The 13017-nt window shown below is 63.6% G+C and carries 12 protein-coding genes; 6 read left to right on the top strand and 6 right to left on the bottom strand.

The features are described from left to right. Positions 1 to 455: 455 nt before the first annotated feature. From MchiMG62_RS10005 to MchiMG62_RS09990, 5 genes are all read right to left on the bottom strand, one after another. Positions 456 to 752, bottom strand: coding sequence for an SHOCT domain-containing protein (locus MchiMG62_RS10005; protein ID WP_221056831.1), 297 nt, complete (start codon positions 750 to 752; stop codon positions 456 to 458). Beyond that, complete coding sequence (locus MchiMG62_RS10000) at positions 749 to 1198, bottom strand: DUF6325 family protein (protein ID WP_221056830.1); 450 nt, start codon at positions 1196 to 1198, stop codon at positions 749 to 751. Before MchiMG62_RS10000 ends, MchiMG62_RS10005 begins: the two co-directional genes overlap by 4 nt. 96 nt (positions 1199 to 1294) lie before the next feature. Beyond that, positions 1295 to 1723 carry a phospholipase D-like domain-containing protein gene (locus MchiMG62_RS13245; RefSeq protein ID WP_244987842.1) on the bottom strand — a complete coding sequence of 143 codons (429 nt, stop codon included), beginning with the start codon at positions 1721 to 1723 and terminating at the stop codon, positions 1295 to 1297. A 165-nt stretch (positions 1724 to 1888) separates the two neighbouring features. Then, positions 1889 to 2725: a PLDc N-terminal domain-containing protein gene (locus MchiMG62_RS13240; RefSeq protein ID WP_244987680.1), complete on the bottom strand. Its 837-nt coding sequence runs from the start codon at positions 2723 to 2725 to the stop codon at positions 1889 to 1891. Between the two features lie 36 nt (positions 2726 to 2761). Further along, complete coding sequence (locus tag MchiMG62_RS09990) at positions 2762 to 3301, bottom strand: small multi-drug export protein (protein ID WP_221056829.1); 540 nt, start codon at positions 3299 to 3301, stop codon at positions 2762 to 2764. 250 nt (positions 3302 to 3551) lie between these two features. Between MchiMG62_RS09990 and MchiMG62_RS09985 the strand changes: the two genes are divergently transcribed. Both MchiMG62_RS09985 and MchiMG62_RS09980 read left to right on the top strand, forming a co-directional pair. Beyond that, positions 3552 to 4004: a phosphate-starvation-inducible PsiE family protein gene (locus MchiMG62_RS09985; RefSeq protein ID WP_054848426.1), complete on the top strand. Its 453-nt coding sequence runs from the start codon at positions 3552 to 3554 to the stop codon at positions 4002 to 4004. A gap of 272 nt (positions 4005 to 4276) precedes the next feature. After that, a complete protein-coding gene (locus MchiMG62_RS09980) occupies positions 4277 to 5659 on the top strand; it encodes a sugar porter family MFS transporter (RefSeq protein WP_221056828.1) in 1383 nt (460 codons plus the stop codon). A 24-nt stretch (positions 5660 to 5683) separates the two neighbouring features. On the opposite strand, the gene MchiMG62_RS09975 is transcribed toward MchiMG62_RS09980, so the two are convergent. Further along, positions 5684 to 7171 carry an MFS transporter gene (locus MchiMG62_RS09975; RefSeq protein WP_221056827.1) on the bottom strand — a complete coding sequence of 496 codons (1488 nt, stop codon included), beginning with the start codon at positions 7169 to 7171 and terminating at the stop codon, positions 5684 to 5686. Positions 7172 to 7542: 371 nt separating this feature from the next. Between MchiMG62_RS09975 and MchiMG62_RS09970 the strand changes: the two genes are divergently transcribed. From MchiMG62_RS09970 to MchiMG62_RS09955, 4 genes are all read left to right on the top strand, one after another. Then, positions 7543 to 10263 carry an MGH1-like glycoside hydrolase domain-containing protein gene (locus tag MchiMG62_RS09970; RefSeq protein WP_244987679.1) on the top strand — a complete coding sequence of 907 codons (2721 nt, stop codon included), beginning with the start codon at positions 7543 to 7545 and terminating at the stop codon, positions 10261 to 10263. A 124-nt stretch (positions 10264 to 10387) separates the two neighbouring features. Continuing rightward, positions 10388 to 10939, top strand: coding sequence for an HdeD family acid-resistance protein (locus tag MchiMG62_RS09965; RefSeq protein WP_221056825.1), 552 nt, complete (start codon positions 10388 to 10390; stop codon positions 10937 to 10939). 195 nt (positions 10940 to 11134) lie between these two features. Next, the gene (locus MchiMG62_RS09960; RefSeq protein ID WP_221056824.1) at positions 11135 to 11554 is read left to right on the top strand and encodes a hypothetical protein; all 420 of its coding nucleotides are present in this window, start codon (positions 11135 to 11137) and stop codon (positions 11552 to 11554) included. 168 nt (positions 11555 to 11722) lie between these two features. Beyond that, entirely contained in the window at positions 11723 to 13000 is a 1278-nt protein-coding gene (locus MchiMG62_RS09955; protein ID WP_221056823.1) for an anaerobic sulfatase maturase, read from the top strand. The last annotated feature ends 17 nt before the right edge of the window (positions 13001 to 13017 follow it).

Genomic DNA, 13017 nt, shown 5'->3' with positions numbered 1-13017 from the left:
ATAGTAATACCACGAGGTTATTGGGGGTGAATGGCCTTTCGCCGAATCCCATGATGGCCCCTCTAAAAACCACGACTGCCCGGCGGCAGAACATGCCGTGTTCCCGGCGATCGCCGCCGTCCGTACCGGTTCAGGCACCCGGTCGGTATCCCCGGGGAAGGGGGTGACGGGCAGGAACCTCAAGCGTTCGGGAACAGCGGGCCTGCGCGGGCAGCCCGCTCCCTTCTTGCGGGCTTGATCCGGGATGGTGCGGCGCCGGTCCCCTGCACCGCTCTTCTCTCCCGCCCGGGGGACCGTTTCAGCGGTGGATTCCGGTATGCCCGTAGTCCCGCCGGAGTCGCCGTTTAGATGCCATGGTCCCGCAATCGCGGCGTGGCCTGAATTCCGCTGATAGACGGCTCCTTGCGTTGCGCCGGCCGGTTCGGGAGCCTCAAAGATGGTGGAGTCCGGCGCTTCTACCGGGCAAGGATCTTCTGCTTCTCCTGCTGGAACTCCTCCTCCGTCAGGGCTCCCATCTGCTTCAACTCCGCGAGTTCCCTGAGTTGAGCCATCTTCTCCTCCTGGGTAATCCCTGTCGGGGCAGGCGCCTGCACCTGCTCCTCGTATGGTGCTGTCTGCTGCGCTTGCGCCGCCTTCTTCATCTCCCTCTCCCGCATCCTCTTATCGACAGCGCGGGTAGTCACGGTGGCTGTCCCCGCGACCACCGCGGTACGGGCCACGGTGCCGATAAGGCCCGGCCGGCCGCCTCTCATGGTGCCGCCTCCAGTGCTTCCTGCTCACCGGGTCTCCAGGCCAGCGCGGCGTCCACCCTCTCTTTTGGGATGCGTTCACCCGCGATCAACCTTCCGTCGGCGGCGAGAACGGCGTCGCGGAACCTCGTTGCCCATACGTGCTCGAAGAGAAGCAGCGCCACGGAACTGTCCTTCTCCATGATCTCGCTGACCTTCTTTACATCCTCTTCGGCAAAGAGCGTGCTCGTTTCCCGCGCGAGCGGGGCAAACGCGTCTGCCGCGTCCTTCTGGAGGTCGGCAAGTTCCATCACGCTGACGTTGCCCTGCTCGTCTTTCCTCACGAAGACGAGATCGATGATGCGGATGACGCCTTTATCGACCACCTCGCGCAACGCCGGGATGATCTCGCCTTTGAACTGGTTTCCCGGAAACTCGATGACCATATATTCTACCGGACCAAGAGACATGGTGCGCCTCCGGAGCAGGATGCCGGTTCAACTATATATCTCGTTCTGTTGCCCGGCCTCTCCGGCGGACCGGGCAGTGCCGGTGTCCTCCCCTCCTCACCCGAGGGGCGAGAAAAGCCGCGATACCGACTCCTTGAACCTGATCCGGCGGGAGCGCCTGCCGTACCGTTCCGGCGTCACCTCGGTGCTCAGGGCGAGGTCCTCGATAAAACGCCGTTTCAACTCCTCTCCGACGGCCGCATCGTAGAAGAAGGCGTTCGCCTCGAAGTTCAGCCGGAAGCTTCGCACGTCCCAGTTTGCGCTCCCGACCGATCCCGCTTTCCCGTCCACGACGATGGTCTTTGCATGGATGAAGCCGTTGTCGTAGGTGTAGACCCGCACGCCGGCGTCGAGCAGGTCGGCGGCGAAGGAGAGCGTCGCCCAGTAGACGAAGGGGTGGTCCGGCTTGCAGGGGATCATCAGGCGGACATCGACGCCGGAGAGAGCCGCGAGAAGCAGGGCGTCCGAGATGCTGTCGTCGGGGATGAAGTAGGGGGTCTGGAGGTAGACGGACTCGCGTGCGGCGTTGATCAGCTTAAGGTAGCCCTCTTTGACCGGGTTCCAGCGGGTGTCCGGGCCGCCGGAGACGATCTGGACGGCAGTGGTGCCGCCGCCGTCCGGTTCGGGAAAGTAGACCGGGTCGGCTCTCAGTTACTCGCCGGTCGTGAAGTTCCAGTCGAGGAAGAACCGGAGTTGCAGCATCTTCGCGGCCTGTCCCGTGATCTTCACGGCAGTATCCCGCCAGTAGCCGAGAGGGCCCCTGCCCAGGTACTCGTCCCCGATATTGAACCCGCCGATGAAGCCGATCCTGCCGTCGATGACCGCGATCTTTCTATGGTTGCGGTAGTTGATCCGGTAGACCGAGGGGAAGAAAACGCCGATCCGGCCGCCTGCATCTGTCAGTTCCCGGAACGCAGCCCGCGACCCGCCCCCGGCCCGGGTCCCCAGGGCGTCGAAGAGCAGCCGTACCTCTAACCCCTCCGCTGCCTTCGCGGCGAGCGCGTGCACGACTTCCCGCCCGAGTTCGTCGTTATTGACGATGAAGTACTCCAGGTGGATATGGTGGCGTGCGTCCCGGATTGCGGCGAACAGGGCATCGAACAACTCGCTTCCGTCCGTGTAGATCTCGACCCGGTTGCCTTCCGTCAGGAACGCACGGTTGCGCCGGAGGAGTGCGAGAATAACGTCGCGGTACCGTTCCGCTTCCGGGTTGGAGAACCGGTGCTGACTTTCGAGAAATCTCCGGTGCTGCTCCTCGAAGATCGACCTGAGGGTGGCGTCGTCTTTTGCCTTGAGGGTGAACAGCCGCTGCCGGGTGTAGTTCTGGCCGAGGAAGAGGTACAGCACGAACCCGACCAGCGGCAGGAAGAAGAGCACCATCAGCCAGGCCAGGGTCGCCGTAGGGTTTCTCCGCTCAAAGAAGATGACGATGATCGCAAAGAGGGTGTTGAGGAGGTAGATGACGCCCGTGACAAGCGGCCAGTCCATACCAACAATCCCGAGCATATTATCCCGCCGCCCGCATCAGAAGACCACCCGGACGAACCCGAGCGCCACGAGCAGGAGGAAGCCGGTGACGAGGATCCATCCCAGCGTGACGAAGAAGACTGACTGGAGTTTGTTCCATCGGAGGAGCCACCCGATGACGACGCTGGAGTAGAGCCCGATCACCGGGAGCATGGGAAGGATGATGAGCGTGACTGCGCCGTACCTCTGCAGGATCGGGTACCGCTCCATCTTCGCCTCCGTGCTCTTCGTGAAACGCCTGACTCTCTCCGACTGCTCGGCAAATACGTCCAGGATCTCGTAGAGGGCAAGGACGATCCCGAGTTCAACGAACGTCATGACGGCGAGGATGAACGCGGGGTGCAGGCCGAGCCCCATGCCGACGAAAGCGGCGTTTGCCTGGAGGAGGAGGGTGGAGACGATCAGGGAAAAGACCCTCGGGGTCGGGACGGAGAGGAGAAGGCCGAGGAGCACGGGTATCAGGGTGGCGACGACAAACGCGATGGCGATTGCCCGGAATCCCTTCCGGATCCCATCAATCGCCTTCGATCGGTCCATCGTTTCACCCGAACGCCGGGAGAGGGACGAGCCCCGGAGTTCTTGCAATTCCGGCGTGCCATAGGGTGCGCACTGTGGTATATGAACCTTGCCCCGGGCATTTCGTGCCATGCCCCCCATGCATCTGCGGCAATCATGGTGGTGAAGGCCCCTCTGCACCGCATGAAACCGGAGGACTATGACAATCCCGGGGAAGGAAGCAGCAGCGTTCGCGACATATATTTATACGGGCTTGCAGGATGACCTGTGCATGCGCCACTGGCTGGAGTTGTTTGAGCGTTTTACCTACATCGTGCTCATGGCCTTCCTGGTGGTGGTACTGCTCTTCGCACTCTTCGAACTGGGGTGGCTGTTGTTCGCAGGGCTGTTCGAGGGTCCTGTCTACCGGCTTACCAGCCAGAAACTCTTCGACCTCTTCGGGTACTTCCTGCTGATCCTCATCGGCCTGGAACTCCTGGAGACAATAAAGGCCTACCTCGACAGGAAAGAGTTCCACGTCGAGATCATCATCCTCGTCGCGATCATCGCCATCGCACGAAAGGTCATCCTCCTCGGTTCGGCGACCGCGGGCGAGCTCATCGGGATCGCGCTGATCATCATCGCCCTCTGCGGCGGCTACTACCTCATACGCCGGGCGGGACTGCCGCGTTCTTCCTCGCCGGACGATCTCGTTCCCTCATCTGGAGGGCGGGAAGAGCCGTGATCTCCGGCGGGGCGGAGACCCGGCACCCCTCCCCGCATCGTCTCCGGCCCTGAGGGAACGCGGTCCCCGTGAGGTGGCGCAGGTATAAATACCGGAATTGCAACTGAACGCGATGACATCCCCGGCAGTCTCCGGTGACGGAGTATTCCTGTTATTTCACGAAATTGCCCTTTCTCCCGCGCCTTCTCTCCACGACCCGATGCTGAACCCCTCTCATCCCGCCCCTCCATCCCGGGTTCGGGAGAGACCCCCCGGCGGGGTGGAGGGCCCCCATGACCTCTGAACCCGGCCGTGTCACGGGGTTCGTCCTCGTCGTCGCGGCAATCGCCGCCGTTGCCGGGATCCTCTTCGGGTTCGATACCGGCGTCATCTCCGGGGCGATCCTCTTCATCAACGAGGAGTTCAGCTTAACAAGCGTCACGACCGAGGTGGCGGTGAGTTCCGTGCTGATGGGCGCGATCCTCGGGGCGCTCTTCGGGGGGCCTCTCTCCGATCGGGTGGGGCGCCGCGCCTCCATCCTGGCCGCATCGGTGATCTTCATCGCGGGCACGCTCGTGGTCGTTCTCTCCCCCATCTTCTCCATCTTCATCATCGGCAGGATCCTGATCGGGATCGCTATCGGCGTCGCATCGTTCGTCGCGCCCCTCTATATCTCGGAGATTGCGCCGGAGAGCATCCGGGGCGCCCTTGTCTCGCTCAACCAGCTCCTGATAACGGTCGGCATCCTGATCGCCTACGGCGTGAACTACTCCTTTGCGGCAGCCGGCGACTGGCGGGCGATGTTCCTTGCGGGCGTGATCCCGGGCACGGTTCTCCTGGTCGGCATGTTCCTGATGCCCCGGAGCCCCCGGTGGCTGATGTTCATGAACCGTCCCGCCGAGGCCGCAACCGTCCTAAAAAAGATCCGCGGCACCGCCGACGTATCGGACGAACTCGGGGAGATCGAGAGGAGCGTGCGCACGGAGGGGGCGGGGACGTTGTCGGACCTGGTCGCGCCTGCTGTTCGGCTCCCGCTGCTCCTGGGTCTCGGGCTCGCGGTCCTCCAGCAGGCGACCGGGATCAACACCGTCATCTACTACGCCCCGACCATCTTCCAGTTTGCCGGACTCGCGGAAGCGACCGCCTCGATCGCCGCGACGGTCGGGATCGGCGTTGTGAACGTCCTGGTGACCCTCATCGCTATCCGGCTCGTCGACCGGGCGGGGCGCCGGCCGCTGCTCCTCTGGAGCCTTGCCGGGATGGGTATCGCCATGCTGCTCCTCGGGGCCGGGTTCGCCCTTGAGAACAGCGGCGCCGGAGGGGCAGCCGTTTCGCTCGGGCAGGTCACCGCGGTGAGCCTCATCATCTACGTCGCCGCCTTTGCGCTGGGCCTCGGCCCGATCTTCTGGCTGCTCATCGCCGAGATCTACCCGCTCAGCGTGCGGGGACTGGCCATGAGCCTTGCGACGGTCACGAACTGGGCCGCGAACTTCCTCATCGCGGCGACGTTCCTCTCGCTCGTGGACCTGATCGGGGAGTCGGGAGTCTTCCTCCTCTACGCGGTGGTTGCCCTGCTCGCGTGGCTCTTCGTCTTCAAACTCGTGCCGGAGACGAAAGGGCTGTCGCTGGAGCAGATCGAGGCCTACTTCCGGTCCCGCGGGCGTCCGGGCGGGTAACGGGAGGGCCGTGCAGGCCGCCGATCAGGCAGGCTCGGGCCCGGGCTCCGGGTTCCGGGGCACCGGACTCGCGGGCAGCATGAACGCGGCTGCAAGGCCGACCAGAGCAAAGAACACCAGGACGACCAGGGCAAGGGCGTAGCCCATGTTCCCCTCAACAAGGGTGGATACGATGACGGTGCCCGCGATGGCCACGCCGAGCGAGGAGCCCAGGTTCGAGACGCTGCGGGAGAGGCCCGATATCTCCCCCTGGTCCTCTTCGGGGAAGGCGGACTGGACGACGTTGACCGAGGATGTCAGCATCACCCCGACGCCCACGCCGACCAGGAAGAGGCCCGGCACGAACGTAAGGACGTTGGACGTCTCCCGTACCCACAACAGCAGGAGGAGCACGCCGACGACCGTCACGATGAACCCCGCCCGGATCAGCGTTGCCTGGGAACGCCTCCGCGCCAGCCTGCCGGCAGCCATCGAGGAGAGCAGAATACCGATCGTGGCCGGCGTGAGGATCAGGCCGGTCTCGATGGCGCTATAGCCCCGCACCGTCTGCACGTAGACGGATACCACAAAAGAGAGGCCCAGCAGGACCAGCCATTGCATGTTCTGCGTGATGAGGCCGAGGTTGGACGTGCGGTTCTTAAACAGCCTGGTGTGGAGCAGAGGCTCCTTGCCCGCCCGCTCCATGGACCGGATGTGCCGGAAGAACCAGGCCAGTAAGAGCAGCCCGATAAGCACGAAGACCCATACCGGCGATATGCCGCCCTCCGGGATCACGACCGTATTACCGACGACAAAGTCCTGCCCGGCCCTGAACCAGCCGTAGGTCGAGGCCTGCAGGATGCCGACCACCACGAAGAAGAGTCCCGCCGCCGAGAGGATGGTTCCGACGATGTCCAGACGGGGTTTTGGGCCCTGCACGCCCGGATCGACGATCTTCCGGCTCTGAAGGATGACGATCCCGACGACAAGGGCCTGCACGACAAAGGCTGCCCGCCAGCTGATCGCGGTCGTGATGATCCCGCCGACCAGCGGGCCTGCGGCCGCTCCGATGCCGCCCGCCGCACTGATCGCGCCGAAGGCACGGGCGCGTGAGGTGAGGTCGGGAAAGAAGACGGTTGCGAGGATGTAGACAGGCGGGATCAGCAGCGCGGTCCCGATGCCTTCGAGGAGCGAGTAGCCGAGGATCAGGATCCCGATCCCCGGCGCCGCTGCCGCTACCAGTGCTCCCACCCCGTAGACGAGCAGGCCCCGCCTGAAGAGGTACGTGCGGCCCAGGATATCCGTCAGTTTGCTGCCGGGGATCATCAGGGCCGCCATGGTCAGCGTAAAGACGGCGATGGTCGTCTGGACGCCGCTGACCGTCGTCCCCAGGTCGGTGGCGATGGTGCTGATGGCCACGTTCATGTTTGAGGCAGCGTAGCTGCAGATGAACTGGGCCAGCGCAAGCGGCAGGAGCACGCCCTGCGGGGCTGCCGCCGGTGCCGGGGGAGCCGGATCTGCGGAGGTATCCATCGTATCAGCCCTCGATTCGATGCATCAAACGGAGAGGGTGTATATAAATTCAGCAGGCCGGCGTTCCCGGCGGGCAGTGTATCGCCCGTTCGAGAAGACCGGGCGAGCGGCCCGGCGGTAGCCGCAACGGGGTCTCCCGGTCCGCCTGCCGCACCGGCCGGCATCCTCCTGTTCTGCTTCCTCATCCGGTCTTCCCGGACGGCCTATGAGCCGGAACCCCCGGATCCCGCATACACAGGGGGTGGAACGCCGCATGGTGCCATTGGGGTAACCCGGAATTTAATTCCTCGAAAAATATATTAGGTGATGGATAGTCAGGCTCGCGCATGACACCTGCAACGTTTGTACCCGGTACATCCGAGGGGCAACGGATGCTCGAGATCCGCGCCAGCGGTATCCCCTGGCGCCGGTGGGGGCCCTACCTGAGCGAACGGCAATGGGGGACGGTGAGAGAGGATTACGGGGAGGACGGCAACTCCTGGGCCTACTTCACGCACGACCAGGCACGGTCCCGCGCCTACCGGTGGGGGGAAGACGGGATTGCCGGCATCTCCGACGACGCCCAGCGCCTCTGTTTTGCGCTCGCCCTCTGGAACGGCGCCGATCCCATCATCAAAGAACGGCTCTTCGGTCTGAACAACGGCGAGGGGAACCACGGGGAGGACGTGAAGGAGTACTACTACTACCTCGACAACACCCCGTCGCACTCCTACATGAAGTACCTCTACCGGTACCCGCAGGCCGCGTTCCCGTACAACGACCTTGTCGAGACGAACCGGCAGCGCACCCGGTATGACCTGGAGTACGAGCTCATCGATACGGGGATATTCGACGGCGACCGCTACTTCGACGTCTTCGTGGAGTACGCGAAGGCAACGCCTGAGGATATCCTGGTGCAGGTCACTGTCCATAACCGCGGTCCGGAGGAGGCATCCCTCCACGTGCTGCCCACCCTCTGGTTCCGCAACACCTGGTGGCAGGGCGGCGGCGGAGAGAAACCGTCCCTCAGAAGGGCGGAGGGTCCGCCGGGGACCAGCGTGATCGCGGCCGGCCACCCGGATCTCGGGCAGCGTTACCTCTCCTGTGAAGGCGCCCCCGAACTGCTCTTCACCGAGAACGAGACCAACACGGAGCGCCTCTTCGGGACGCCGAACGCCACGCCGTTCGTCAAGGACGGCATCAACAACTACATCGTCGAAGGACGCGCCGATGCCGTGAACCCGGAAGGATCCGGGACAAAATCCTCTGCGCACTACCGGTTGACCCTCGCTCCGGGGGAGGTGCAGAGGATACGGCTGCGGCTGAACCAGACCCCGCCCTCCGGGGAGGAGACACCGTTCGGGAGCCCCTTTGAGAACGTGCTCGCAGAGCGGCAGAGGGAGGCGGACGCCTTCTACGAGAACATCACCCCTCCGTCGGTCGGCCCCGATGCGGCGAACGTGATGCGCCAGGCGCTCGCCGGGATGCTCTGGACGAAACAGTACTACCTCTACGAGGTCGACCGCTGGCTCCGGGAGCACGGCTCGGATGCCGCCGCAGGCCGGCAGATCTCAGTCCGGAACACCTCGTGGTTCCACATGGTGAACGCCGACATCATATCCATGCCCGACAAGTGGGAGTATCCCTGGTATGCGGCATGGGACCTGGCGTTCCATACCGTTGCCCTTGCCATGGTGGACCCGGACTTTGCCAAAGACCAGCTCGACCTGATGCTGCGCGAGCGCTACCTGCACCCGAACGGCCAGATCCCGGCTTACGAATGGAACTTCGGCGACGTCAATCCTCCCGTGCACGCCTGGGCCGCCCTGTTCATCTACCGCACGGAGAAGGAACTCCTGGGCACGGGGGACGTGGGATTCCTGGAGAGAATGTTCCAGAAACTGCTGATGAACTTCACCTGGTGGGTGAACCGCAAGGACCGCACCGGCCAGAACGTCTTCGAGGGCGGGTTCCTCGGCCTCGACAACATCGGGGTCTTCGACCGCAGCGCCCCTCTGCCCACGGGAGGATACCTGGAGCAGGCCGACGGGACGGCATGGATGGCCCTCTTTGCCCAGACCATGCTTGAGATCGCCGGCGAGCTCGCCGTTCACGATCCGGTCTACCAGGAGATGGCGACCAAATTCTACGAGCACTTTGTCTGGATTGCGTCGGCGATGAACAGCATCGGCGAGCACCAGGAAGGCATGTGGGACGAGGAGGACGGCTTCTACTACGACCTCCTCCGCCTGCCCGACGGGAGCGCGACACGGCTGAAGGTGCGGTCCCTGGTGGGGCTGCTGCCGCTCGCTGCAAGCACGGTCTTTACCCCGGAGGTGGCAGAGCAGATGCCGGACTTCATAGAGCGGGCCCGCTGGTTCAACCGGTATCATACGCGTATGGCGTCCACCGTCTCCAGCATCGGCCGGCCCGGCGTCGGAGGCCGGCTTCACCTCTCGCTGCTCACCGAGGAGCGGCTGCGAAGGGTTCTCTCCCGGATGCTGGACGCGAACGAGTTCCTGGGCGACTACGGGATCCGGTCCCTCTCCCGCGCACACCTGCACGACCCCTATCTCTTTTACCAGGACGGGCAGGAGCACCGGGTGCAGTACCTGCCCGGGGATTCCGATACGGGTATGTTCGGCGGGAACTCCAACTGGCGGGGGCCGATCTGGTTCCCGATGAACATCATGCTGATCCGGGCGCTGTTGAACCTCTATGCCTACTACGGGAACGACTTTACGGTGGAATGCCCGACCGGGTCGGGGAACCGGATGAACCTCTACCAGGTGAGCGAAGAGATTGCACGGCGCCTGACCCGGGTCTTCCTCCGCGACGAGAACGATCGGCGCCCGGTCTTCGGCTACGCCCAAAAGTTCCAGGACGATCCTCACTGGCGCGACTACCTCCTCTTCTACGAGTACTTCCACGGGGATAACGGGGCCGGGATCGGTGCCAGCCACCAGACCGGGTGGACGGGGCTCGTCGCCCGGATCATCCAGCTCTTCGGGTACATGAGCCCGGAACAGGTGCTCGGGGAGGAAGCGCGGAAGCTTGTCTACAGGAAGGAGGGATCTCTCCCCCAACCGGTGCAGGGGCCTGCTGCCAGATAAGAGATGTACAGGCCCGGAAAGACGGTCAGGCCGGCGGATCGGGGAGGACTCCGCCGGACCGGGCCGGGCGGATGAGGGCAGATACTTATATATGGTGGCGGTGATCCCTCCGCATGGTGTTGTTATGGTTAACACGCAGTTCGGTGCCGGCACCTATGAGTCCGGCGCTGCTCTGGCTCCGTCACGCTGGCTCGTGCTGCTGCTCGGCGTTATCGCGGTCATCTTTGGCGTTCTCTTCTTCATCTACCCCATCCTGACGCTGGAAATCCTCGTCATGTTCCTCGGCCTGTACTGGTTGTTCAACGGTATCGTCGCGTTCATCGGTCTCTTTACGGACAAAACCGGCCGGGGCTGGAAACTGCTGGTCGGGATCCTCGGCGTCCTTGCAGGAGTCCTGGTGCTCGCCTATCCGCTCTACAGCGCTATCCTCATCCCGACCGTCTTTGCCGTCATCATCGGCGTGGAGGGGCTGATCATCGGTGCGGTCTACATGGTGCAGGGGTTCTCCGGTGCCGGCTGGGGGACCGGGATCCTCGGCATCCTGAGCATCATCTTCGGCCTGGTCCTGATCGCAAACCCGCTCGTCGCGGCTGTCGGCCTGGTGCTGCTCCTTGCGGGGCTCGCCATCGTCGGCGGCATCGCGGCGATCGTCGTTTCGTTCCGGCTGCCGGGGTGAAGGAGGGGAGGGATCGGAGCGTACGGCCTCCCCTCTCTTTCGCAAAGAAGTGTATTCTGCTGCCCCTCTCTCCGGTCTAAGGGCGCTCGGGAGCGCCGTTGCGGAGCACCCGGCTCACCGCAATACATCGGGATAGTTTTATATGTGCCATGTTATTATCCGGCACCGGGCAGGATGACTGCCCGGGAGACGGGTATGAAGAAGGTAGGGGTACTGTTCGTCGCGCTGGCCCTCGTCCTGGCCTGCGCCGGTGCCGGATGCGTCCAGCCGTCTGAAGAGGAGGCGGAGGTGCAGCTCTGCCAGAGTCTCACAGACCTCGGAGCAGCGCTTGAGAGCATGGAGAACACCAGCCTGAGATCCACTGTCGGCGATATCCGGGATGGACGGGACCAGGTCCGGTCCGCCATGGAGAGTGTCAGGGAGTCTGCGGGCCAGGTCGCTAACGTCCGGATCGACAACCTCAATGCGGCATACGAAAACCTCAACCAGGCCGTGGAAAACCTCCCCAACGATGTGACCGCCATTGAGGCCATTCAGACCATCCGCCCGCAGATACAGGCCGTCCGGACTGAACAGCAGAACCTTTACGCAGACCTGAACTGCACGGCGCAGTGATAGAGGCTCGAGGAGCCGGCCGGATCCAGGCGGTATCAGGAGGTGTCACATAGCGGGTGAGCTAAAAATCACGAGGATGCCGTGCGCTGGTGACGGCTATCACTGCAACGGTCTACCTGAGTGTCTTCGCCCGTGGGATCTCCGGCAGTATGAGAACGGAACGGCGTGATGAGCAGGCCTGATGGCGAGGCATCCCCCGCCTTCCACGTCATGGCGAAACCGACCGGCGCACGGTGCAATCTCGACTGTGCCTACTGCTTCTTCAGAAAGAAGGAAGGGCTGTACCCGGAGAGCAACTTCCGGATGACCGATACGGTGATGGAGGAGTACATCCGCCAGACCCTCGCAGGGCACCGCGTGCCCCATGTGACGATCGCCTGGCAGGGGGGAGAGCCGACCCTGATGGGGCCGGAGTTCTTCCGGCGGGCAGTGAAAGTGCAGAAGAAGTATGCAGGGCCCAGAACCCGTATCGAGAACACCTTCCAGACAAACGGCATCCTCCTCGATGACGACTGGTGCCGGTTCTTCCACGACAACAACTTCCTCGTCGGCCTCTCCATGGACGGCCCGGGGGAATTTCACGACGTCCACCGGAGAGACAGATGGAACCGTGGCACATTTGACCGGGTTCTCAAAGCCGCCCGCCTGCTCCGGAAGCACCGGGTTGACTTCAACATCCTCTGTGCGGTCACCGGCACGAACGCCGATCATCCCCTGGAGGTCTACCGGTTCTTCCGCGACGAACTTTCCGTACCCTACATCCAGTTCATTCCCATCGTCGAGCGGAAGGAAGAAGGAAATGCGGTCACCGACCGATCCGTCCGGCCGGACCAGTGGGGGCGGTTCCTGACCGGGATCTTCGATGAGTGGATCAGACGGGACGTCGGCCGGACGTTTGTCCTGAACTTCGACTGGGCGCTTGCGGGATGGCTCAACATGGCGGGGACGGTCTGCATCTTTGCTCCGACCTGCGGCCTCGGCGTGGCGCTCGAACACAACGGCGACCTCTACTCCTGCGACCACTTCGTCGAACCGGACCACCTCCTCGGCAACATCCTCACGACACCGCTGGTCGAGCTCGTGAACTCGGAGAAGCAGCGGAGGTTCGGAACGGCCAAGCGCGATACGCTTCCCCGGTATTGCCGCGAATGTGCGTTCCTCGCTGTCTGCAACGGCGAATGCCCGAAGAACCGGTTCATCGAGACGCCGGACGGCGAGACGGGACTGAACTACCTCTGCGAGGGGTATAAAGCGTTCTTCTCCCACGCCGACCGCCCGATGCGGATGGTGGCCGACCTGCTCCGGCAGGGGAGGTGCGCCGACGAGGTGATGCCGGTGCTTGCGGCGGAGAAGAAGGTGCCGGGAAGAGTCGGCCGAAACGATCCCTGCCCCTGCGGAAGCGGGCTGAAGTACCGGAAGTGCTGTGGAAGACAGACGGCGCCCTGAAACAATGATGGTTTCTG

The sequence above is a fragment of the Methanoculleus chikugoensis genome (assembly GCF_019669965.1).
Classification (GTDB): domain Archaea; phylum Halobacteriota; class Methanomicrobia; order Methanomicrobiales; family Methanoculleaceae; genus Methanoculleus; species Methanoculleus chikugoensis.
Note: the sequence above shows the minus strand (reverse complement) of the source record. Positions and strands in the feature narration are given on the sequence as shown.

Excerpts from the sequence above, each read along its gene's own strand:
- MchiMG62_RS10005 (WP_221056831.1), bottom strand. The coding sequence starts at position 752 with ATGAGAGGCGGCCGGCCGGGCCTTATCGGCACCGTGGCCCGTACCGCG.
- MchiMG62_RS10000 (WP_221056830.1), bottom strand. The coding sequence starts at position 1,198 with ATGTCTCTTGGTCCGGTAGAATATATGGTCATCGAGTTTCCGGGAAAC.
- MchiMG62_RS13240 (WP_244987680.1), bottom strand. The coding sequence starts at position 2,725 with ATGGACTGGCCGCTTGTCACGGGCGTCATCTACCTCCTCAACACCCTC.
- MchiMG62_RS09990 (WP_221056829.1), bottom strand. The coding sequence starts at position 3,301 with ATGGACCGATCGAAGGCGATTGATGGGATCCGGAAGGGATTCCGGGCA.
- MchiMG62_RS09985 (WP_054848426.1), top strand. The coding sequence starts at position 3,552 with ATGCGCCACTGGCTGGAGTTGTTTGAGCGTTTTACCTACATCGTGCTC.
- MchiMG62_RS09980 (WP_221056828.1), top strand. The coding sequence starts at position 4,277 with ATGACCTCTGAACCCGGCCGTGTCACGGGGTTCGTCCTCGTCGTCGCG.
- MchiMG62_RS09975 (WP_221056827.1), bottom strand. The coding sequence starts at position 7,171 with ATGGATACCTCCGCAGATCCGGCTCCCCCGGCACCGGCGGCAGCCCCG.
- MchiMG62_RS09970 (WP_244987679.1), top strand. The coding sequence starts at position 7,543 with ATGCTCGAGATCCGCGCCAGCGGTATCCCCTGGCGCCGGTGGGGGCCC.
- MchiMG62_RS09965 (WP_221056825.1), top strand. The coding sequence starts at position 10,388 with ATGGTTAACACGCAGTTCGGTGCCGGCACCTATGAGTCCGGCGCTGCT.
- MchiMG62_RS09960 (WP_221056824.1), top strand. The coding sequence starts at position 11,135 with ATGAAGAAGGTAGGGGTACTGTTCGTCGCGCTGGCCCTCGTCCTGGCC.
- MchiMG62_RS09955 (WP_221056823.1), top strand. The coding sequence starts at position 11,723 with ATGAGCAGGCCTGATGGCGAGGCATCCCCCGCCTTCCACGTCATGGCG.